This is a genomic window from Mycobacterium sp. DL440 (genome assembly GCF_011745145.1).
In the GTDB taxonomy this organism is placed as follows: Bacteria; Actinomycetota; Actinomycetes; order Mycobacteriales; family Mycobacteriaceae; genus Mycobacterium.
The window spans coordinates 4,951,003-4,973,951 of sequence record NZ_CP050191.1; the positions used below are offsets into that span (position 1 = coordinate 4,951,003).

The window sequence follows — 22,949 nt, forward strand, 5'->3', positions numbered from 1 at the left end:
ACAACTTGTGGATGGTTTTCGATGGGTCCCACATCACCGCTTTTCAGACGGTACGTTTTCGAATTACACGCTTGTGAGTAAGGCTGTGCGCTGAGGCCTCACCGCAAACCTTCAGCGCGGCAGTGCGCCGAGGGCGACCGCGGCGGCATTGGCGCCGCACATGCCGTGCGCCCCGGGGCCCGGCGGGGTGGCCGCCGAACACAGGTACATCCCGGGAACACCGATTCGGTAGGGCTGCAGTGTAATCCGCGGGCCGAACATCAACTGCCGGATGTCCTTGGCGCCCGTACAGATGTCACCGCCGACGTAGTTGGCGTTGTACACCGACATCTCCGTCGTCGACCGCACCGCCATCCCGACGATCCGGTCGCGGAACCCGGGCGCGAACCGCTCAAACTGGCCGATGATCGCCTCCGTCGCGTCACCGGTATAGCCGTGCGGCACATGGGCATACGAGTACACCGGATTGATGTCGCCGACCGAACGGCACGGATCGGCCACATACTGCTGCCCGACGAGCACAAACGGCCGCTGCGGCATCCGGCCGGCGTGGATCTCCCGTTCCGTCGCCGCGACCTCGGCGAGCTCACCGCCCAGATGCACGGTTCCTGCCCGGCCGGCCTGTGGGTTGGCCCATGGCACCGGGCCTTCCACTGCGAAGTCCACCTTGAATGCGCCTGGGCCGTAACGGAAGCGACGGAAGCCGCGGGCCACCCGGCGCGGCAACCGGTCGCCCAGGATGTCGACGACGGCGGTCGGCGCGAGATCGAACATCGTCACGTCAGCCGGCGGCAGCTGCGCCGCAGAAGCAACGCGGACACCGGTTTCCACCGTGACACCCAACTCGGCGAGCACTGCAGCCAGCGCATCGGTGATGGCCTGCGAACCGCCCTGTGCCACCGGCCAGCCGTGCCGGTGCCCGGCCGTGATGATGCCGAGGCCGATGGCCGAGGTCAGCGGATAATGCAACGGCCGGAAGGTATGTGCCGCAACGCCCCCGAACAGTGCCCGAGCCCGTTCGGTACGGAACAGCCGGGCGAACGCCGCCGCGGGCAACACCGTGGGCGCACCGAACCGGGCCAACGCCACCGGATGCTTCGGCACCCGCAGCAGCGGCCCCATGATGTCCTGCGACAGGGTGTCGAACTTTGCCGACGGCCCGCCAAAGGCCCGCCGCCACCTGGCGCCGTCCGCGCCGAGGGCTGCGGAGGTGTCGTCGACACTGCGGTACAACAGGCCGGCATCACCATCGTCGAGTGGGTGCGCGCAATCGACCTCAGGCCATTTCCACTGCAGCCCATGGTGTTCCAGCCCGAGCCCACCCAGGAAGGGCGAACCGACCGCCATCGGATGGATCGCTGCACAGTGATCGTGAATGAGGCCCGCGGGGAAACCGTCCGCGAGGCTCTCGCTCGACGAACGCACCCCGCCGCCGATCTCCTCGGCGGCCTCCAGCACGGTGACGTCCAGCCCGGCCGACGCCAGCGTGACAGCCGCCGCGAGCCCGTTGGGCCCGGCACCGACCACCACCGCGGTATTCACGCGCGCTGGATCAGATCGGGGTCAGGCCGTGCTTGCGCAGCGTCTTGGGTGCGTTCTGCTTGTCCCGCAACAGGTGCAGGGACTTGCGCAGCAGCAGCCGGGTCTCGTGCGGTTGGATCACCCCGTCGATGTAACCGCGCTCGGCCGCGATCCACGGCGTGGCCAGGTTGAGGTTGTAGCCCTCGATGAAATCGGCGCGGATCTTCTGCACCTCGGGTGCGGTCGGATCCGGGAAGCGCTTCACCAACAGCTGTGCGGCTCCTTCTGCGCCGATCACCGCGATACGCGCGGTCGGCCAGGCGAAGTTCAGGTCTGCCGAGAGCTGCTTGGAGCCCATCACCGCATACCCGCCGCCGTAGGCCTTGCGGACGACGATGGTCACCTTCGGCACGTCCGCCTCGACGATGGCGTTGAAGAACCGGCCACCGCGCTTGATTATGCCGTTCTTCTCCTGCTCCACACCGGGCATGGCGCCGGGGGTGTCGACGACGAAAACCAAAGGCAGGTTGAAGGAGTCGCAGAACCGGATGAAGCTGGCCGCCTTGTCGGAGGCATCGGTATCCACCACACCGGACAGGAACATCGGCTGGTTGGCAATCACACCCACCGGACGGCCGTCCACCCGCGCGAACGCGGTGATCATCGCGGGGCCGCGCTGCTCGGCGATCTCGAAGACGTCACCGTCGTCGAAGATCCGCAGCAGGATCTCGTGCATGTCGTACGCCGTGTTGTCGGCATCCGGCACGATCGAATCCAGCTCCAGATCGTGCGGGGTGATCTCGGGCTCAAGGCCCGGGTTGACGATCGGAGCGTCGTCGAAGTGGTTGGCGGGCAGGAACGAAAGGTAGTCGCGCACGTACTGGAACGCAGCCGCCTCATCCTCGACCACCTTGTGGATGTTGCCGCGCTGGGCCTGCACGTCGGCACCGCCGAGCTCGTCGAACGTCACGTCCTCACCGGTGACGTCCTTGATCACGTCGGGGCCGGTGATGAACATGTAGCCCTGGTCGCGCACCGCCACCAGCAGATCGGTCTGGATCGGCGAATAGACCGCGCCGCCCGCGCATTTGCCCAGAATGATGGAGATCTCCGGGACCAGACCACGCAGCATCTCATGGCGGCGGCCGAGTTCGGCGTACCAGGCCAGCGAGGTCGCAGCGTCCTGGATGCGGGCGCCTGCCGAGTCGTTGATCCCGATGATCGGGCAACCCACCATGGCCACCCATTCCATCAGCTTGGCCACCTTGCGGCCGAACATCTCACCGACCGAACCCTGGAACACCGTCTGGTCGTGGCTGAACACGCCGACCGGGCGGCCGTTGATGGTGCCGTGCCCGGTGACCACGCCGTCGCCGTAGAGCGCGTTGGGGTCGCCCGGGGTCTTGGCCAGCGCGCCGATCTCCAGGAAGCTGCCCGGGTCCACCAGGGCGTGGATTCGGGCGCGGGCGCTCGGGATGCCCTTCTTGTCGCGCCTTGCGATCGCCTTCGCATCGCCGGGCTCCTTGGCCAGTTCCAGCTTTTCGCGGAGCTCTGCCAGGAGTTCAGCCGTGGTCTTGTTCGTCACTTGCTCTCGCTCTCGGCTTCGATACGGTTGATCGCCTCGCTCAGGTGAGCACCCACTTTGGCAATGTACGGCTCATCGATGGCCTGGATGTGCTCGCCTCCGATGGGCACCACCTCGAGATCCTTCACGTACTCCCCCCAGCCGCCGTCGGGCTTGCGGGTCGCGTACGCGGGCTCGAAGACGATGGCGTCATCGTGGTAGCGGTCAGCCAGGTACAGCGTGACGTGGCCGTCGTAGGGCTGGACCTCGATGGTGGCCAGCGCCCGCTGATCCAGGTACGACGTGCGCTGATGCTCGATGATCCCGCCCGGGATCTGCACACCGCTGTCCTTGATCGCGTCCAGAACGAACTTCACCTGGCCCTCGTCGTCGAGCTGCTCCAGCTCCTCGTACGGAATCGCCGGGATCTCGACATTGAACGTGCGCTGGGCGAACAGGGCGTAGCGATCCCAACGGGCCCGCATACCCTCCTTGCTCTGGTCGATCGGCTCTCCCGGAAGCGCGAGGTCGATCAGCCCGACGAACCGGACATCCGCGCCGGCCTGCTTCAGCCCGATCGCACACGCGTAGGCCAGCGCCCCGCCCAGCGACCAGCCGGCCAGGATGAACGGTCCCTTGTGCATCGCCAGCAGCTTGGGCACGTACTCGGCAGCGCGCTCCTCGATCGCACCCTCAACCCGTTCGATGCCGTACACCGGAGTGTCCGCGGGCAGGCGCTTCATCAGCGGCTCGTAGACCACGGTGGATCCGCCGGCCGGGTGGAACACGAACAGCGGAACCTGCGGACCATCGTCCTTCGCGGGACGGAGGGTTCGGACGAACCCGTCCACCACACCCTCTTCGAGCTGATCGCGCACGATCGTGGACAGCTCTTCGATGGTCTTGGCCGAACGCACCTGTTCGACGGTGACAGTGCCCTCGGCGCGCTCGGAGAGCCGCTCGGACAGCTTGGTCGCGGTCTCGACATCGACGAAGGGCAGCTCGTTGAAGATGCCGCTCGGCGACTTGCCGGTGACGATCGCCCAGGTCGCGAAGGTGACCCGCTCCGCGGCGTCACGCGGGGGCACGTCGGCGCCGAGCGCCTCGGTGACCGCCTCCTGGGTGAGCACCTTGGCAGCGGCGGCAGCCGCGGTGGCCTTGCTGGGTCCGGCCGGATCGGTCGGCGCCGGCGGGATCTCCAGGCCCTCGACGGCGGCGGCCTCGGCAACCGGGACCACCCCGGCGGCTTCCTCAGCCTGCTCCCCCAACGGGTGCCCGGACTCGGCCAGCTTGGCCTCAAGCTCGGCGACCGTGGAGGCACCGCCCAGGAGTTCGGCCTGTGCGGCCGCGATCTCGTCGGCCGTCTGGCCCTTCTGGGACTCCGCGATCTGATCCACCTCGTCGCGGTGCTCGATCGCGTACTTGATGAGCTCCTCGACGTTGTACAGATTGGCGTCGCGCACCGCGGTCAGCTGAATCGGCGGCAGGTCGAAGTCGTACTCGACCCGGTTCTTGATCCGAACGGCCATCAGGGAATCCAGGCCCAGCTCGATCAGCGGCACCTCCCACGGCAGATCCTCGGGCTCATAACCCATGGCACCGCCGACGATGGCGCCGAGTCGCTGCGCGATGGTCTCGCCCGAATCCGGTGACCACTTGGCAAATCCCGCACCCATGCCGGCGCCCTTGGTCAGGTTGTCGGACAGGATGGCAGCATCGTCCTCGACCTCGGGCTCAGCTGCCACTGCGGGGGTAGCCGAAACCTGCTCGGCGACCACACCGGCACCGACCGCGGTCGGCAGAGCGGCCGCGGCACCGCCACGGGTCACGATCGCGTCGTAGACCAAACAGAAGGAAGACTCGCCTCCGTTATCCAGCCGGGCATGCACCTGCACCGAGGCGCCGCCCGGGTGCCGGGTCAGCGTGGTGACCAGGCGCGAGCCCTCGGCCGGCACTGCACGCTGCTCCGAGGCCGTCAGCTTGGCATCCGGAAGCACCTGCGCAGCAGCCGCTTTCACCAGCGCGGCGAGGTCAGCGGTGCCCTTCGACACGAACTCCCAGACATGCTTGCCGTCGGGTGTCGCGACATGGTTGCCGGGCATCACTGCCGAACTGTCCGCGGTGAACTGTGCTTCCAGCCAGTGCTGCTTGCGCTTGAACCGGGTGGGCGGGATGTTGGCGAAGTCCAGGGCGCCGGCCAGACCGGTGGACTTGCGCGGGAACAGGGTCCGGAAGTCCAGGCTGTGCCCGTGCACGAACAGGTGGGCCATGGCCGTGACCATCGACTCGACCTCGTCCTGCTTGCGGGCCAGGGTCGCGACCAGCTGCGCGTCGTGCAGCCCGGCCGACGCCGTCGTCAACCCAACCTGCATGAGTGCCACCGGGTTCGGCGCCAACTCCAGGAAGGTGGTGTGGCCGTTGTCCACCGCATTGCGGATGCCGTGGGTGAAGTAGACGCTGTGGCGCAGCCCCTTCTTCCAGTAGTCCACATCGTGGATCGGCTCGGCGCCGGGCCGGATGAACTTGCCCTCGTGCACGGTCGAGAAGTAACCGATGGTCAGCGGATGCGCTTCGATACCTTGGATTTCGGCGGACAGTTCACCGAGCAGCGGATCCATCTGCTGGGTGTGGCTGGCGCCCTTGGTCTGGAGCTTGCGCGCGAACTTGCCCTCGGATTCGGCGCGCGCGATGATCGCGTCGATCTGCTCCGGCGGACCGCCGATGACGGTCTGGGTCGGGGCGGCGTAGACACACACCTCAAGGCCCGGGTAGTCCGCGAAGACGGTCTTGACCTCGTCGGCCGAGTACTCCACGAGCGCCATCAGCCGGATGTACTCGCCGAACAGCATCGCCTCGCCCTCACCCATCAGGTGTGCGCGCGAGCAGATGGTCCGGGTGGCGTCGGCCAGCGACAGGCCGCCCGCGAAGTAGGCGGCGGCCGCTTCACCGAGCGACTGTCCCACCACCGCACCGGGTTTCGCTCCGTGGGCCTTGAGGAACTCACCGAGCGCGATCTGGAGGGCGAAGATCACCGTCTGGACCACTTCGATGGGGTATTCGCAGGTGTCGTTGGTGTAGTCGATCGCGTCATCGAGAATCAGTTCGACGATCGAGTACCCGCGCTCATCCTGGATATGCGCGTCGACCTTGTTGATCCACTCGGCGAAGACCGGCTCGCGCAGGTACAGGCTCTTGCCCATCTTGCGGTGCTGTGCACCGAAACCGGCGAGCACCCACACCGGGCCGTTGGTCACCGGACCGTCGGCCGAGATCACCGTCGGATGCTGCTTACCTTCGGCGATCGCCCGCAGGCCCTTGATCGCCTCGTCGTGGTCGTGGGCCAGCACCACGGCGCGGGAACGGCCGTGGTTGCGGCGTGACAGCGAGCGTCCGATCGACTCCAGGGAGGCCTCGCGTCCCTCGGGGCTGTCGATCCAGTCCGCCAGCTCAGCCGCAGCGACCTTCTTGCGTGAGCTCAGGAACGCCGAGATGGCAAGCGGGACAACCTTCTTGGTCGGCTCGACAGCTTCCGAAGCGGCCAACTCCTCACGGGCCGCCTCCAGCAGCCGCAGCGCCTCATCGGTCAGGCCGGGCAGCTCGTAATTCGCTTCATGATCGGTCAAGCCGTACGCGGAGTGCTCGTCGGCCTCATCCTCTTGGTGGACGAACTCGCCGTACTCGTCCATCCGCACACCACCGACATAGGTAGCGTCGGCGTCGTCGTCAGCCGGCTTGTCCTCGACCGCTTCGGGTTCCGGCTGCGGCTCGACCAGATCCGATGGCAAGACCTCGCGCAGCACCAGGTGAGCATTGGCGCCACCGAAGCCGAAGCCCGAGACACCGGTGATGGCGTGCCCGCTGTAGCGCGGCCACTCCGAGACGGTGTCGTTGACCTTGAGGTGTTCCTTGTCGAAGTCGATGTACGGGTTGGGGCCCGCGTAGTTGATCGACGGGGGCAGCTTGTCGCGCTGCAGCGACAGGGTCATCTTCGCCAGGCTGGCCGCGCCGGCGGCCGACTCCAGGTGTCCCACATTAGATTTCACCGCGCCCAGCAGGGCGGGCTTGTCGGCATCGCGACCGCGGCCGACCACCCGGCCCAGTGCGTCGGCCTCGATCGGGTCACCCAGGATGGTGCCGGTGCCGTGCGCCTCGATGTAGTCGACGTCGCGCGGGTTGATTCCGGCGTTCTTGTAGGCCTTGCGCAGCACATCTTCCTGCGCGTCCGGGTTGGGCGCGAGCATGCCGTTGGAACGGCCGTCATGGTTGACCGCACTGCCGGCGATCACGGCGAGGATGGTGTCCCCGTCGCGGCGGGCATCGGAGACCCGCTTGAACACCAGCATGCCGCCGCCCTCGGAGCGGGCATATCCGTTGGCATCGGAGGAGAACGACTTGATCCGGCCGTCCGGGGCCAGCACTCCGCCGACCTCGTCGAAACCGATGGTGACGATCGGGGTGATCATGGCGTTGACCCCGCCGACGATGGCCACATCGGCTTCGCCGGAGCGCAGCGCCTGCACACCCTGGTGCGCGGCGACCAGCGAACTGGAGCAGGCGGTGTCGACCGATACCGACGGTCCACGGAAGTCGTAGAAGTAGGACACGCGGTTGGCGATGATCGAGGTGGCAGTACCGGTGATCGCGTACGGGTGCGCGGCGGTGGGGTCCATCAGGGCGAGGAACTGGTAGTCGTTGTTGGAACTACCCACGTACACAGCGACATTGGTACCGCGCAGGCTCGACGCCGGGATGCGGGCATGCTCCAGCGCCTGCCAGGTCAGTTCGAGCGCCATCCGCTGCTGCGGATCGATGTTGTCGGCCTCCATCTTCGACAGCGCGAAGAACTCGGAGTCGAACCCCTTGATATCCGAGAGATAGCCGCCGCGAATGCTGGCCTTGCCGACGCGCTCGGCGATCCGCGGCTCGGCGAGGAATTCCTCCCAGCGGCCCTCGGGCAGGTCCGTGATGGCGTCCTTACCGGCGAGCAGTGCCTCCCACATCTCGTCAGGGGAGTTCATGTCCCCTGGGAAGCGGGTTGCGACGCCGACGATCGCGATGTCCTCGACATCGGAGGCACGCGTCCAGTCCGCATCATCGGTGTTCTCGGGCTCGGGCTCACCCTCGATGATCACGGTGGCCAGCGACTCGATGGTCGGGTGCCGGAAGAGCACCGTGGCCGTCAGCGTGACACCGGTGAGGTCCTCGATGTCGCTGGCCATGGCCACCGCGTCCCGCGAGGACAGACCCAGCTCGATCAGCGGCGTGGTCTCGTCGATCGCGTCGGCCGACTGACTCGTGGCGGTCGCAACCGCCTTGCGCAGCCACTCGCGCATCTCCGCGACGGTCAGGTCGGGGCGCGACGCCGGTGCCCCGGCGGGCTGGGTGCCCTCTTCAGGATTCGAATTGCTTTGTGCTTCATCCATATTCAGGTCACCTTGCATCAGAACGGGCTGGTCGGCCTCGTGGCTTGGAGTTTCGGTTAGTCCGTCTCGTCGGGGAACGAGTTCGCGATCTTCCCGGTGCGCAGGCTGCCGTCCAGGTACGCGGAGCGGCAGGCCCGCCGGCCGATCTTGCCGCTGGAGGTACGGGGGACGGCGCCGGCCGCGGTCAGCAGCACGTCGCGCACGGTGACACCGTGGCGAACGGCGATCGCCGCGCGGATGTCATCGGTGATCGGGCCGACTTCGAGCTTGTGGGAGCCGGGTGCACGCTCGGCGACGATGACCAGCTGCTCGGAGCTGTCGTCGTCGTCACGGTGCAGACCCGCGTGCGCGTTCTCGAACACCTCGTCGGGCAGCTGGTTGGCCGGCACCGAGAAGGCCGCCACGTAGCCGGTACGCAGCGCCTTGCTGGCTTCCTGCGCCGAGTACTCCAGGTCCTGCGGGTAGTGGTTGCGGCCGTCGATGATGACCAGGTCCTTCACGCGGCCGGTGATGTAGAGGTCACCGTCGTAGAAGGCGCCGAAATCGCCGGTGCGGACCCAGGTGGCATCGTCTTCAGCGCCCTCGGCGTGTGACGGGCTGGTCCGCGATTTGAGGGTGTTCTGGAAAACCTCAATCGACTCTTCGGGCTTACCCCAGTATCCGGTGCCCATGTTCTGGCCGCTCATCCAGATCTCGCCGACCTGGCCGTCGGGCAGCTCGGTCGCGCTCTCGGCGTCCACGATGACGGCCCACTCGGAGACGCCGACCCGGCCGGCCGAGGCTTGGGCCACCGCCTTGACCGAATCGCCGTCCACCTCGACGATGCGACCGCTGTTGAGCTCGTCGCGGTCGACGTAGATGATCTTCGGCTCTTCGGCGGCTGGTGTGGTCGACACCATCAACGTTGCCTCGGCCAGACCGTAGGACGGTTTGATGGCCTTGGCCGGGAAGCCGAACGGGCTGAACGCCTCGTTGAACCGACGCACGGTGGCCGCCGAGATCGGCTCGCTGCCGTTGAGCACGGCCTTGACATTGGACAGGTCCAGCGCCTCACCATCCTTGGGGACACCCCGAGCTGCCGCATGGTCGAACGCGAAGTTCGGGGCCACCGAGATGACACCGCCGATGTCGCCTTCCTTGCGGGCCATCTCCCGGATCCAGCGCTCGGGCCGGCGCACGAAGGCGGCCGGAGTCATGAAGGTGAAGTAGTGGCCGATCATCGGGGCGATCAGCCCGGTGACCAGACCCATGTCGTGGAAGAACGGCAGCCAGGACAGGCCGCGGTCGCCCTCCTCACCTTCGAGCGCCTCGACGATCTGCACCACGTTGGTGGCCATGTTCAGGTGGGTGATCTGCACACCGGTCGGGATCCGGGTCGATCCGGAGGTGTACTGGAGGTAGGCGATGGTGCTCTCGTCGACGTCCTCGAAGTGGACCCAGGTGGCGGCGACGTCGTCGGGCACGGCGTCGACGGCGATGACCCGGGGGCGCTGGTTGGCCGGCCGGCTGCGGAAGAATTTGCGGACGCCCTCGGCGGCATCGGTGGTGGTCAGGATCGCCGACGGGTGGCAGTCGTCCAGCACCGCATGTAGGCGGCCGACGTGTCCGGGCTCGGACGGGTCGAACAGCGGCACCGCGACGCGGCCGGCGTAGAGCGCGCCGAAGAAGGCGACGAGGTAGTCGAGGTTCTGCGGGCACAGAATGGCGACGCGGTCACCGGGCTGGGTGACCTGCTGAAGCCGGGCGGCCACCGCCTTGTTGCGGGCGCTGAACTGGGCCCAGGTCAGGTCGCGGGCGACGCCGTCACGTTCGGTCGAGAAGTCCAGGAAACGGTATGCCAGCTTGTCAGCACGAACCCTGGCCCAACGCTCGACGTGCTCGACGATGCTGGCGCCGTCAGGGAACTTGATCTGACCGTCCTTGATGAACGGATTGATGAACGGCATTAAAAATCTCCTGTCAGAGCCGTACTCGTCGCGTTGTCGCACGTCACTGCCCGTGCGTCGCAGCCACTCGGCGGCCGATACGTACCCAAACCCGACGATCGTACCGGGCTCGCCGATCCATGCCACGAATCAGCTGACGGCTCTATCTAACCCACTACTCGCGCACGAAGCTCTTATTTTTCTCTTAATGTTAAGGGACCGTGACGGTCCCGGCCAAATCCGACGCGCGATTGATGCCTTTGACCCGTCCCGGTTACCCGTGCTTCGGATGCGGCGCGTTGTCCACCAGGTCTTTGGTCCAGCTCAGCGTCCACTGCGTGGCGGTTTGTCCGTTCTCCACCCAGAACTGCGGGGTGTTGTACAAGGCGTGCACCGGACCGGCCGCACTGCCGGTCAGCGTCTCCAGCGTCTTGGGCAGGTTGAAGATCGAGAACGCCTCCTCCGGCGCCGAGCAGATCAGATCTCCCTTGCCGCAGATCTGATTCGTCCGGTCGTTGAGCGCCCCGAAGCCGCCCTGCCGCGGACCTGTCATGGTCAGGCCCATCTCGGACAGCACCGGCAACTCGTGCAGCGTAATCTCGGCACCCTGGCCGGGCGGGTTGGGGCCGACGTCCTGCCCGACGCCGAACTGGCGGCGGCCGTCGGCGATCAACGTCACGCCCAGCACCAGATCCTCGTCCACCGGGCCGCGACCGTTGCCGATATCGCTGGCCAGGTCCCCGCCGATCACCGCGCCCTGCGAGAACCCGGCGATCACGTAACTGGTGAGTGGGCACCGGTCGTTCATGTCCGTCAACGCCTTGACCGCGGCGCGCTTTCCCTCCGCGCGGCTGTCGTTGTAGGACATCTGCTTGTCGGCGGAGAACGGGTTATGGAACTGCGCGGTGTAGGGCACCGTGTACACCTCGAGGCGGTCCGTCCCGAACTGCTCGGCCATCGGCCGGCTGACATTCGACATCAGCGACAGCGGGAACTGCGTCGGGTTGAACGGGTCGTCCTGCGGCGAGGACTCCCAGGTGCCGGGGATCGAGAGCAACATCACGTCGGGGCAGTCGGCGGACTGGTACTCCGGGCGCGGCTTACGCGTCCCCGACGGGCCCGGCACTCCGGCCGGAGGCTGGGCCGACGGCGGTGCCGACGGGGTTTCGGGACGACGCATCACGATCACCACGATCGTCACCACCAGCACCACCACGAGTGCCATCGCCGCGGCGGCGATCAGGGCCAGGATGCGGTGCCGCTTCCTGCGGCCGGCATTTTTTGCCATGGGTTACTCGGGCTCCTCGCGTGCGGTGCAGTGATCTGCTTCTCAGCAGAGATGTTCGGTGGCGATACGGATGTAATCGGTGGCGGCGGCGTCGATCTCGCCGGAGGTCGGGCTTTCCGAGGTATGGGCGGCCCGGACATCGCTGCGCACCAGCGGTAGGACGAAATCCCGCACGGCCTGGTCGTTCAGCTTGGCGGCGTGGGCCTGGCACACATACGACCCGATCGACAGCGCCAGCAGCTCACTGGAGGGACTGATGCCCGTGGCCTTGAGCTCATCGAGATAAGTGTGCTGCTGCGACGTGATGGCCAGCGCACCGGAGCGGCGTGGGAGGGGCTCCGCGGACACCGCCTGCGGCTGCGCACCGTTGACCTGTGACGTCGGCAGGGCCAGTGGCGCCATGATGTCGCTGCCCGCATCGCACGCCGTCAGCAACGACGCAGCGGACACCGCTACCACCAGGGTGGCTGACCGTACCGTGTGCTGCACGCTTCCACCGTACCGGCTGGTGAAAAGTGTCCCGGCGCAGCTGATTCTGGTCATTCCGGCGGACCGCCCGGACGGTTACTTGATGGTCGCGACCAGTTCGCCCGACATTTGCGCCAGCTGCGGGGCCCAGCTACCCCAGTCATGCTGGCCGCCGGCGGGCATGTCGAAGTGCCCATTGCTACCGCCGACGCTGCGGTAGTGCTGGTAGAAGGATCGGTTGCTGCCCTGGGCAAGATCGCATACACCGATCATCGCGGCCGGGTCGCTGCAAGTGAGCGCGCCGGGGCTGTACACCCACAACCGGGTGTTGGCGTCAGCCAGCAGCTGCACGTGCACGTCGGGGTCATGCCACTTCCAGCGGCCCAGCTGTGGGGCACCCCACATGCCGTAGCTGTCCACCCCGCCGAACTGCGCCATGCCTGCGGTGATCGCGCCGTTGAGGGTGGTGGCCGACGGGGTCAGGAAGCCCGACAGTGACCCGGCGAAGCGGAACCGGTCGGGATGGAACGCGGCCATCGTCAGCGCGCCGGTGCCGCCCTGTGAGGCTCCGACGATCCCGTGCCCGCCCGGGGCCAGACCCTTGTTGGCGGCCAGCCAGTCCGGCAGCTCGGCGGACAGGAACGTCTCCCACTGCTTGCTGCCGTCCTGTTCCCAGTTGGTGTAGAGGCTCCAGGCGCCACCGGCCGGGGCTGCCACCGAGATTCCGCGACCGGCCAGGGTGCTCATCGCGTGACCGGCGTTGACCCAGTTGCTGACGTCAGGGGCCGCGTTGAACGCGTCGAGCAGAAACACCGCATGCGGGCCACCGCCCTGGAACGCCACCGGGATGTCGCGGCCCATCGCCGCCGACGGGACCATCAGGTATTCGACACCATCGGCCCGGGCCGGCGCGCCCGTCGTCGCGGACACGGCCCACAGGGCGGCGCCGAGCACCGGGGCCAACAGGGCCAGCAGCATCGCCCGCATCAGACTCAACGCACGCCTCATCATCAACCTCTCCTGCTGCCTGCCGGACGTAACTGTGCCCTACACATCTGGGCCCACCGCACACGTAACCCGCGTTGTAGTGAACCACATCGACCTCACAGCCGGGGGGCCAAACGCCCGACCGCGGCAGGACCCGGAAACGACTGACGGCGGCGACCCCGTTGGGGATCGCCGCCGTCTTCCGTGTCTCACCTAGGAGGCGTTACCTGCCGTCCGCTCAGGCGGTCGGGGTGGCGCCCAGAACACGCTGCAGATCAGGCTTCATGGCCTGCAGCTGCTGGCCCCAGTAGGCCCAGTTGTGCGTACCGCTCTGCGGGAAGTTGAACACCGCGTTCTTGCCACCGGCTGCGATGTACTTCTCCTGGAAGGTGGAGTTCGTGCGGCACACGAAGCCCTCGAGGAACTTGGCGGGCATGTCGGCGCCGCCCAGCTCGCCCGGCTTGCCGTTACCGCAGTAGACCCAGAGGCGGGTGCCGTTGTTGGCCAGGGTCGCGACGTTCTCGGTCGGGTCGTTGGCCTTCCAGGCGTTGCCCGGATCACCCGTCTTACCCCACATGTCGTCGGCCTTGTAGCCGCCGGCATCACCCATCGAGACACCGATCAGCATCGGCCACCAGCCCTCGGACGGGTTCAACGTGCCCGACAGCGAGGCTGCGTAGATGAACTGCTCCGGGTGGCGAGCCGACAGCATAAGTGCCGACGAACCGGCCATCGACAGACCGACCACAGCGCTGCCGGTCGACTTCACGTCCTTGTTGGCCGCCAGCCACGCCGGGAGCTCCTGGGTCAGGAAGGTCTCCCACTTGTAGGTCTTGCAGCCGCCGTCCTTACTGCCACAGGCCGGCTTGTACCAGTCGCTGTAGAAGCTGGACTGGCCGCCGACCGGCATCACAACCGAGATACCCGAGTTCAGGAACCACTCGAACGTCGGCAGTTCGATGTCCCACCCGTTCTGGTCTTCGCGAGCGCGCATACCGTCGAGCAGATACAACGCGGGTGCACCCGCGCCACCGCTCTGGAACTCGACCTTGATGTCACGTCCCATCCCTGCCGACGGAACTTCGAGATACTCGACCGGCAGGCCGGGTCGAGACCAGGCTCCAGCGGTAGCCGAGCCGCCCACGACGCCAACCAGGCCAGGCAGCACGGCCGCTGCCGCAGCCGCGACCGTCAGCCGGCGCGACAAGCCGCGCATCTTCCCAACGAACTTCATACCGCTCCCTATCTGAATCTCTTCTTCGTATTCCGCACATCGATGTCAGGACCGACGTAAGCGGCTCACGTGCTCGTGTAGTCAACCACACGAATGCGTGATGCTTCTCCTCAGCAGTTGTCGTCCCTGATCGCTCCCTCAGCCGTTGATTGTCGCGATCAGGTCTGGTTTCAGGGCCTGCAACCGAGCCGCCCAGTACGGCCAGGCATCGTTGCCCGCCGGGGGGAAGTGAAAGCTCACGTTGCTGCCGCCCGCCTTGCCGTAGGCAGCCTGAAAGTCTTTGTTGCTCTTGATCGCCAGCGTTTCCAGGCTGCTGGCACTCATTACGCGGTTCGAGCCGTTTCCGGTCGTGGAGACCTGCTGGTCGGCAGCCAGGTACGACGGCAGCCCCGGTGTGAGGAACGTCTCCCATTTATAGGTGTAGGTCTGTGCCAACGCGGCCGTGGCCGTCGGCAGCCGCCGGCCCCAAGGGCCCATGCCGGAAACACCACAGGTCAGCATTGGTTTCTCGTACCGTCCGTTCAAGATCGATCACGCGGTCTCGTCTGGGTATCGGCGCCGCCCGGCCAGGCGTTACCGAATACACAGAATCCGGTCCTACGACCTCGCCCCCGCTACGGTCCGGTGGCGGGCATCCCCGTGTACGGCGGGTTCTTCGGCTCGGGGAGCGGCAGGCCGCATCGCTTCAACTCATAGAGCGGCACGCGGTCGATCCGGTACTTGGTGAACTCGTACGCGTGCGCCAGGTTGGACAGGAACCGCCGCGGGTTCATCTCTCCGCGCACCGAGTTCAGCATCGACTCGGTGGCCGGGCAATCCAGTGCCGCCTTCGCCTGCGAGATCCAGTCCTCGTCCAGGTAGGGCGGGATCCACTGTTTGGTCTTGAGGAACGGCCCTTCGGCGACGGCCCAGTCCGGGAACAGGTTCTTGTCGTGGCCGATGCGGCCGTCGGTCAGCCGTTGGGTGTGCATCGCCAGCGGGTTCGTCAGGCCGATCTGGTCGATGACCCGCACGTCGAGCCCGACGTTCATGCCCAGCATGCCCATGTTGGTGAAGAACACCGTGTGCGGGGTTTCCAGCGCCCGACGGGCTTCCGGGGTGAGGTCGGGCGGCGGCGGATAGGCGGGGACGACGTCCCACTGGTCGTAGTTGCCGGACGGCAACAGCAGCGCCCCGTCGGGGGTGTTGTTGATCGCGGTCAGCACCGCACGCATGCGCGGATAGTCCAGGTAGTCGGCGGCGGTCAGCGGGTGCGCATGGCCGGTGGCCTGCGAGTAGAACCGGCGCTCGTCGACGATGCCGGTGTAGGTGACGCGGGTGCCGTCGGCCCCCAGCCCCGACGAGTTGGCGGCCCAGATCGACCAGCCCACCACCGAGGCCCACAGCACGCTGGTGGCCGCGGCCAGCAGGTAACCCGTCTCGCGGGTGAACCTGGTGCCGTCGGGTAGCACGACCGGAATGACCGCGACGGGCATCAGCAGGCAGAACAGCGGGGTCAGCAACACCCGGCCGTGCATGAAGTCACCGCCCTGCCGCACCCAGTAGATACCCTGCAGCATCCCACTGGCGAACATGAAAAGCACTACCGCGGCGGGACTTTGGACGGTGCGGGCCAGCCAGCCGTAGCCGCGGGGCACCTGATGGCGCACCCACCACGGCCGGGTCCGCGTGGTCAGCAACACCGCACCGAGTGCGGCCAGCAGCAGCACCGGCACCCACAGCAGGTAGGGGTGGTTGAAATTGGCGAGGTAGGTCAGGCCCTGGGACCACTTGGACCCCGAGGCGTCCTTGGCCACCGCGGTGCCCGGCACCAACAGCCCGTAGTAACCCATCCGGAAGATCTGGTAGGCGACCGGCAGCAGTCCACCGGCCACGACGATCAGGACCCGGCGCCGCCAACCGCGCGCCGCGATCAGCATCATGACCAGTGCGCCGCCGCCGATCAACGCCAGCTCGGGGCGGATCAGCACGCTCAGGCCGGCAAGCGCGGCCAGCGCTCCCTCGAAGTACTTGCTGGACGCCGGATTCGGTGCAGCCTTGGGTGTCCCGCGCCGCGGTGCCGGAGCCGCACGCAGAGCCTGCGACCAGCACACCAACATCCACCACAGCAGCCCCAGATAGGCCAGGACCAAACCGTTTTCGAGCCCTGAGGTGGCGAAGTCGCGGGCCGGCGGAACGGCGATGTAGACCAGCGCGCCGGCGGGCAGCAGCAGAGCCCGCCGGCCCTGCAGGCTGGGGGCATACAACCGGCCGGTGCCGAGCATCGCCAGGACGACCCCGAGCACGCTCAGCGTCAACGCAAAGGCCAGCGCCACGTACTCCATCCGGACCGGACCGCCGAGCCACGCGCCCAGCGCGACCAGATAGGTCCACACGGTGGAGGTGTTGGCCTCGATCCGCTCACCCGCATTGAAGACGGGACCGTTGCCCGCCATCAGGTTTCGCACCGTCCGCAGCACGATCAGGCCGTCGTCGGCGATCCAGCGGCGCTGCCAGGCGCCCCAGCCGAACAGCCCGGCCACCACGACCACGCTCACCCACAGGCTGACCCGCACCGAGACGTCGTAGGGAAACACCGGCCACCGCGCCAACCGGGCACCCACGCCACCGGCCAGGCGGCGCAGCGTAATCCGGTCAGCTGAAGTAGATGGCTGCACCGATGGTTCCGATCCAGGCCAGGAACAGGATCTGCAGCACTCGGTCTTTCAGCGCAATCTCCTCAGGCTCACCGGCGATGCCACCGTCGATGTCAACCGCATAGCGCAGGATCGCGACGGTGAACGGAACCATCGTGATCGCGTACCACGATGCGTCCTGGCCGTCGAGACCCAAGGCGTCGTTGGCACTGTCGCGCCCGAACGCCCACAGGCCGTAGCAGAGCACCATCGCAGTGGCCGACAGTGTCCAGACGAACCGTAGATAGGTGCTGGTGTAGCTCTCCAGCGACTTGCGGATCTTGGCCCCGGTCCGCTCGGCCAACTGCAGTTCCGCATACCGCTTACCGGCCGCCATGAACAGCGAGCCGAAGGCCATCACCAGCAGGAACCATTGCGACAGTGGGATATCGGCAGCCACACCACCGGCGATGGCGCGGATCAGGAATCCCGAGGAAACGATGCAGATGTCGAGCACGGCCTGGTGTTTGAGGCCGAAGCAGTACGCGAGCTGGATGGCGATGTACACCGCCATCACCAGCGCCAGAGCCGGGGTCAGCAGCCACGAGATGCCCAGCGACGCCACGGCCAGAACGACGGCCAGCGTGTAGGCCATCCACTCCGGCACCACCCCGGCAGCGATCGGCCGGAACCGTTTCGTCGGATGGGCGCGGTCGGCCTCGACGTCACGGGCATCGTTGATCAGATAGATCGACGACGCGGCCAGACAGAACGCCACGAACGCGATCGACACCTTGTAGGCGAGGTCGCCGTAGTCGTACTGGATGCCGCTGCCGACCGCGGCCAACGGGGCGGCCAGGACGAGCAGGTTCTTGATCCACTGGCGCGGACGGACAGCCTTGATCAGCCCCGCGGCCAGATTCTTCGGCGGGCCTACCTCCGGCAGCACTTCCTCACTCATTTGGCCACGGTCTCCTTCGGCCCGACACCGGCAGTTTTTCCGACCACAGAACCCACGGCTGCTCCGACGGCTGCTCCGACGGCCACGCCGGTGAGCACATCGGTGGGATAGTGCACGCCCAACACCAGACGTGACAGTGCCATGGGCACCATCAGCACCGCACGCACCGGCAGACCGGTGGTCCGGGCCAGCAGCACCGCTGCTGCGGCGGTCGAGGTGGCATGTGCCGACGGGAAACTCAGCCGGCTCGGCGTCCCGACGTTCACAGCGATATCGGGGTGGTGTGGCCGCTCACGGCGCACCACCCGCTTGATCAGGACCGCGGCGGCGTGGGCCAGGAACGCCCCGGCACCCACCGCCAGCCATGACTTGCGCTTGGCCGGCTGGGCCAGCGCACCGGCGGCGGCGAGCCCGAGCCAACCCAGACTGTGCTCGCCGAAGTGCGACAGCGCACGCGCGCCGGTCAGGACACCCGGCCGGGTGGCCAGGGCAGACTGCACGGCAACCAACACGGCGTCCTCGCCGCGCGGGGCATCGGTCATGTCAGTTTTTCTCCGCCGACTCCGTCAGCAACACCGTCTCCCACTTCTGGGTGCTGGTCAGCACCGGCAGCGCCTCACGATAGACCTTGCGCAGCCGGTCGAACTGACGGACCACACGCAACTGCTGCCGCAGCGAGGCACGCAGCAATGCGAACATCTTGGCGCGGTCCCGCTGCCGGTACACCACACCACGCCCATCGGCGGTGGTGACGGTGACCCCGTCGGCCCGGCACAGGGAGAACCAGCGGGCGTCCTGGGTGGCCACGTTGATCTGTGGCCGGATGTGGGTTTGCGGATCGTGCTGACGCAGTTGGTGGACGACCCCGCGGGCCAGGTTCACGGCGATCGCCGGCTTGGAGACCGGAATGCCGATCTTCTTGCGCCTGAGATCCGAGGCCGGAGGTAGTTCGGTGGCACCGCCCACCACGACGGCGTCGGGGTAATCCTGGCGCATCTTGCGGATGTCGGGCAGAGCCGATTCCAGGATGGAGAAGATGTGCTCCGGGCCGGCCAGGAAGTCCTCCATGGCCTGGTTCTGGATGGCGACCGTCGAATATTCAAGGCACAGAAGGTGTTTGAAGGTGGCCTTGAGGTGGCTGGCCAGCAGCCCCCGCACGTCGCCGTCCCAGTGCAGGGCCGAGACCACCAGCCGGTTGCGCAGGTGGAAGTAGGCCTGCCAGTCGATGGCGTCGTCCTTGTCACTCCAGGCCATGTGCCAGATCGCCGCGCCGGGCAGGGTGACCGTGCGGTAGCCGTGCTCGGCGGCGCGCAGACCGTACTCGACGTCGTCCCACTTGATGAACAACGGCACCGGCTGGCCGAGTTCCTCGGCCACCTGCCGCGGGATCATGCACATCCACCAGCCGTTGAAGTCCACGTCGACCCGGCGGTGCAGCAGCTTGCTCCGGTCGGATTCGGTGTCGTCCAGCGGGTACTTGGCGAAGTCGTGGTCGTATTCGGTGTTGGGGGCTCCCGACCACATGAAGTTCGCCCGGTCGACCATCTCGCCCATGATGTGCAGGTGTGACGGCTCCTGCAGGTTGAGCATCTGCCCACCGACCAGGATGGGTTCCTTGGCGAACCGGTTCATGGCCAGGGCGCGCAGGATCGAATCGGGTTCGATGCGGATGTCGTCGTCCATGAACAGGATCTGTTCACAGTCGGTGTTCTTCAGCGCCTCGTACATCACCCGGCTGTAACCGCCGGAGCCACCGAGGTTGGGCTGGTTGTGGATCGTGAGCCGGTTGCCGAGGGCGGTCGCGGCGGCGTCGAAGCCGGGGTGATCCTTGGCCTTGCTGGTGCCCTGGTCGGACACGATGACCGCGCTGACCACCTCGTCCACCAACGGATCCGAGGTCAGGGCAGCGAGTGCGTTGACGCAGTCCGAGGGACGGTTGAAGGTCGGGATGCCGACGGCGATGTTGGCCCGGCCCGGCGCGGGGGACGGGGCGTACCAACCGGCACTGTGGACCCGCACCGCAGTGTTACTGGTGATGTCGAACCAGATCCAGCCGCCGTCCTCGAAGGGGGTGAGGTCGATCTCGAATTCCACGGCGGCTGGGCCGCCCATGGGCTCAGTGGCGGTTCCGACGGTTTCGCTGGAGACAGGGGCGCCACCGACGGTGATCCGGGCACCGGTGGCCTTGGACCGGTAGACGTCGACGCGGGCGGTGCCGGTCAACTCGACGCGCAGCACCACTGATTTCAGGGTGGACCAACGCCGCCAGTAGCTGGCCGGGAAGGCGTTGAAGTAGGTCGCGAACGAGATACCGGACTCGGTGCCGATCTCAAGGGTCGTCCGGGTCGGCGCATGGGCCCGGCGGGCATTGGTCGGGTCTTCGACGAGATAGAGCTTGCGGACGTCCAGTGGCTCACCCGGTCGCGGCAGGATCACGCGGGCCAGCAGACTGACCGCCCTGGATTCTCCGGCGTCCAGTGCGCCGGAAGGGATGTCACTCATGCGTTGCTGCTTTCCTTGTCGGTCTGCTCGGTCACCAGCGGCGCACCGTCAGTCAGGTGCGGTGCCAGGACGTTGTCGTACATGTTCAGTGCACTGGCGATTGCCATGTGCATGTCGAGGTACTGGTAGGTGCCCAGCCGACCACCGAAAAGTACCTTCTCCGAGGCGGTTTCAGACTTGGCGCGGGCCCTGTAGGTGGCCAGCAGGGCGCGGTCGGCCTCGGTGTTGATCGGGTAGTACGGCTCGTCGTTCTCTTCGGCGAATCGCGAGAACTCCCGCATGATCACCGTCTTGTCGGCCGGGTAGTCCCGCTCGGGATGGAAATGCCGGAACTCGTGGATCCGGGTGTAGTCCACGTCGGCGTCGTTGTAGTTCATGACGGGCGTGCCTTGAAAGTCCCCGGTATCGAGCACTTCAAGATCGAAATCCAGTGTGCGCCAACCCAAACGACCCTCCGCGTAATCGAAGTAGCGGTCCAGGGGGCCGGTGTACACGACGGGGGCGTCGGGGTTCGCCGCGCGGAGGTCGTCGCGGACGTCGAACCAGTCGGTGTCCAACCGCACCTCGACGCGGTCGTCGGCGGCCATGTTCTGCAGCCAGGCGGTGTACCCGTCGGCCGGCAGGCCCTCGTACTTGTCGTTGAAGTAGCGGTTGTCGAACGTGTACCGCACCGGCAGCCGGGTGATGTTGGCCGCGGGCAGTTCCTTCGGGTCGGTCTGCCACTGCTTGGCGGTGTAGTGCTTCATGAACGCCTCGTAGAGCGGGCGCCCGATCAAGGAGATGGCTTTCTCCTCGAAGTTGGCCGCCTCGTGCCCGGCGATCTCGGCCGCCTGCTCCTTGATCAGGGCGCGGGCCTCGTCCGGCGTGAAGTAGCGGCCGAAGAACTGCGAGACCAGGCCCAGCCCCATCGGGAACTGATACGCCTGGCCGTCGTGCATCGCGAAGACACGATGCTGATAGCCGGTGAACTCGGTGAACTGCCGCACGTAGTCCCACACCCGTTGATTGGAGGTGTGGAACAGGTGGGCCCCGTACTTGTGGACCTCGATGCCCGTCTGCGGTTCGGCCTCGGAGTAGGCGTTACCACCGATGTGCGGGCGTCGTTCTATAACAAGGACACGCTTGCCCAGTTGCGTCGCCACGCGCTCGGCGATCGTCAGGCCGAAGAAGCCGGAGCCGACGACGAATAAGTCGAAATGGCCGCTGGACTGGTCTGCAGTGACCCGGGGAGATAAGGACGTCATCGGCAGCCAGGGTATCCGACCGCGCCCCGGTGCCCCGAATTCGACAAGGGCCCAGGTCGCAATTCGCTCACGATTCAATATCGTCACTCTAGACACACCAGTCACAGCCTTACCATCGATCTCATTGGTATTCATGGGCGTCACATCAACTGGTCCGGAATACCGATGAAGCAAGAGGAGAGCACCCACCTGCAATCCGAAGTGCAGCTCCTTCGCTGCAAACATATTGAGGAGACTTCCGTGCCGAACCGCCGTCGACGCAAGCTCTCGACAGCCATGAGCGCAGTCGCCGCAGTGGCAGTCGCAAGTCCAGTCGCCCTAGTTGCCGTGTCGCAGCTGTCCCCCGCGCCACAGGAGCGCGAGTTCACCCAGGCCGCGCTGGTCACCGACCTTCCGGGTGAACTGATGTCCGCACTCTCGCAGGGCCTGTCCCAGTTCGGCGTCAACCTGCCGCCGATGCCCATGCTGGGCGGCTCGTCGCCGACGCCGTCGCTCGGCTCGCCGACCCTGACCTCTCCGGGTCTGGCGTCGCCGGGGTTGACCTCACCGGGGCTGACCGCGCCAGGCCTCACCGACCCGGGCCTCACCTCGCCCGGCCTCACCTCGCCAGGACTCACGTCGCCGGGGCTGACAACGCCGGGGCTCGCCTCGCCCGGCCTGACATCCCCTGACGCCGCACTGACCAGCCCCAATGGCGCGTCACCGAGTTTGACCTCGCCGACGGCCGGGCTTCCGGCCGCACCCGGCGGGCTGACCAACCCAGCGCTCACCCCGCCGACCGGCTCGCTCACCGACCCGGCACTGACGCCGGCAGGTGCCGCGCCGGGCGGGTTGACCACCACCCCCGCTGGACTGGGCGGTGGGGGTCTGACCTCGCCGACAGGCCTCGACCCGTCGTTGTCCGGCGGTCTGGGCGCCCCGGGTGAAGTGCCGATCTCGGCTCCGATCGGGCTCGATCCCAGCGCGGGCACCTACCCGCTCCTGGGTGCCGATCCGTCGCTGTCCGCGATGCCGGCCACCGGCGGCGGCGGTGGCGGTCTGTTCGGCGACCTGTCCAGCGCGGCTCAGCAGCTCGGCGCCGGCCAGGCCATCGACCTGCTCAAGGGCATGGTCATGCCGGCGATCACCTCGGCGATGAAGCCGCCGGTGCCCGCACCGGCGCCGGCTCCGGTACCGCCGCCCGCGTAAGCACAGGCCCGATTAGAAGAACGGCACCG

The 22,949-nt window shown here is 67.0% G+C and carries 14 protein-coding genes and 1 pseudogene; 1 reads left to right on the forward strand and 14 read right to left on the reverse strand.

The genetic code is table 11. The features are described from left to right. Window positions 1-111: 111 nt before the first annotated feature. The 14 genes and pseudogenes from HBE63_RS24160 to glf all read right to left on the reverse strand — a co-directional run bounded on the left by HBE63_RS24160 (window position 112) and on the right by glf (window position 21,732). Entirely contained in the window at window positions 112-1,542 is a 1,431-nt protein-coding gene (locus HBE63_RS24160; protein ID WP_166907004.1) for an NAD(P)/FAD-dependent oxidoreductase, read from the reverse strand. A 10-nt stretch (window positions 1,543-1,552) separates the two neighbouring features. After that, window positions 1,553-3,106 (reverse strand): acyl-CoA carboxylase subunit beta, encoded by a 1,554-nt coding sequence (locus tag HBE63_RS24165; protein WP_166907005.1) that lies wholly within the window; start codon window positions 3,104-3,106, stop codon window positions 1,553-1,555. Beyond that, window positions 3,103-8,508 (reverse strand): polyketide synthase Pks13, encoded by a 5,406-nt coding sequence (pks13, locus tag HBE63_RS24170; protein WP_166907006.1) that lies wholly within the window; start codon window positions 8,506-8,508, stop codon window positions 3,103-3,105. Before pks13 ends, HBE63_RS24165 begins: the two co-directional genes overlap by 4 nt. A 56-nt stretch (window positions 8,509-8,564) precedes the next feature. Further along, window positions 8,565-10,454 (reverse strand): long-chain-fatty-acid--AMP ligase FadD32, encoded by a 1,890-nt coding sequence (gene fadD32 / locus HBE63_RS24175; protein ID WP_166907007.1) that lies wholly within the window; start codon window positions 10,452-10,454, stop codon window positions 8,565-8,567. Window positions 10,455-10,707: 253 nt separating this feature from the next. Continuing rightward, window positions 10,708-11,721, reverse strand: a complete 1,014-nt coding sequence (locus HBE63_RS24180) for a cutinase family protein (protein ID WP_166907008.1) — start codon at window positions 11,719-11,721, stop codon at window positions 10,708-10,710. A gap of 42 nt (window positions 11,722-11,763) precedes the next feature. Further along, entirely contained in the window at window positions 11,764-12,210 is a 447-nt protein-coding gene (locus HBE63_RS24185) for a hypothetical protein (protein WP_166907009.1), read from the reverse strand. Window positions 12,211-12,285: 75 nt separating this feature from the next. After that, window positions 12,286-13,197 (reverse strand): alpha/beta hydrolase-fold protein, encoded by a 912-nt coding sequence (locus HBE63_RS24190; RefSeq protein ID WP_166910139.1) that lies wholly within the window; start codon window positions 13,195-13,197, stop codon window positions 12,286-12,288. Between the two features lie 217 nt (window positions 13,198-13,414). Beyond that, window positions 13,415-14,410 carry an esterase family protein gene (locus tag HBE63_RS24195; RefSeq protein ID WP_166907010.1) on the reverse strand — a complete coding sequence of 332 codons (996 nt, stop codon included), beginning with the start codon at window positions 14,408-14,410 and terminating at the stop codon, window positions 13,415-13,417. A gap of 138 nt (window positions 14,411-14,548) precedes the next feature. Continuing rightward, window positions 14,549-14,839, reverse strand: a pseudogene (locus HBE63_RS24200) (hypothetical protein); the annotation flags it as partial. A 185-nt stretch (window positions 14,840-15,024) separates the two neighbouring features. Then, window positions 15,025-17,067 carry a flagellar motor control protein ZomB gene (gene zomB, locus HBE63_RS24205; protein ID WP_305848710.1) on the reverse strand — a complete coding sequence of 681 codons (2,043 nt, stop codon included), beginning with the start codon at window positions 17,065-17,067 and terminating at the stop codon, window positions 15,025-15,027. After that, window positions 17,045-17,986 (reverse strand): decaprenyl-phosphate phosphoribosyltransferase, encoded by a 942-nt coding sequence (locus tag HBE63_RS24210; protein ID WP_166907011.1) that lies wholly within the window; start codon window positions 17,984-17,986, stop codon window positions 17,045-17,047. Before HBE63_RS24210 ends, zomB begins: the two co-directional genes overlap by 23 nt. Further along, window positions 17,983-18,528, reverse strand: a complete 546-nt coding sequence (locus tag HBE63_RS24215; protein ID WP_166907012.1) for a phosphatase PAP2 family protein — start codon at window positions 18,526-18,528, stop codon at window positions 17,983-17,985. The genes HBE63_RS24210 and HBE63_RS24215 overlap by 4 nt, the downstream gene beginning before the upstream one ends. A gap of 1 nt (window position 18,529) precedes the next feature. Further along, window positions 18,530-20,488, reverse strand: coding sequence for a glycosyltransferase (locus tag HBE63_RS24220; RefSeq protein WP_166907013.1), 1,959 nt, complete (start codon window positions 20,486-20,488; stop codon window positions 18,530-18,532). Continuing rightward, window positions 20,485-21,732, reverse strand: coding sequence for a UDP-galactopyranose mutase (glf, locus tag HBE63_RS24225; protein WP_166907014.1), 1,248 nt, complete (start codon window positions 21,730-21,732; stop codon window positions 20,485-20,487). The genes HBE63_RS24220 and glf overlap by 4 nt, the downstream gene beginning before the upstream one ends. Window positions 21,733-21,972: 240 nt before the next feature. Here glf and HBE63_RS24230 point away from each other — a divergent pair, with 240 nt between their 5' ends. Next, complete coding sequence (locus tag HBE63_RS24230; protein WP_166907015.1) at window positions 21,973-22,920, forward strand: hypothetical protein; 948 nt, start codon at window positions 21,973-21,975, stop codon at window positions 22,918-22,920. The last annotated feature ends 29 nt before the right edge of the window (window positions 22,921-22,949 follow it).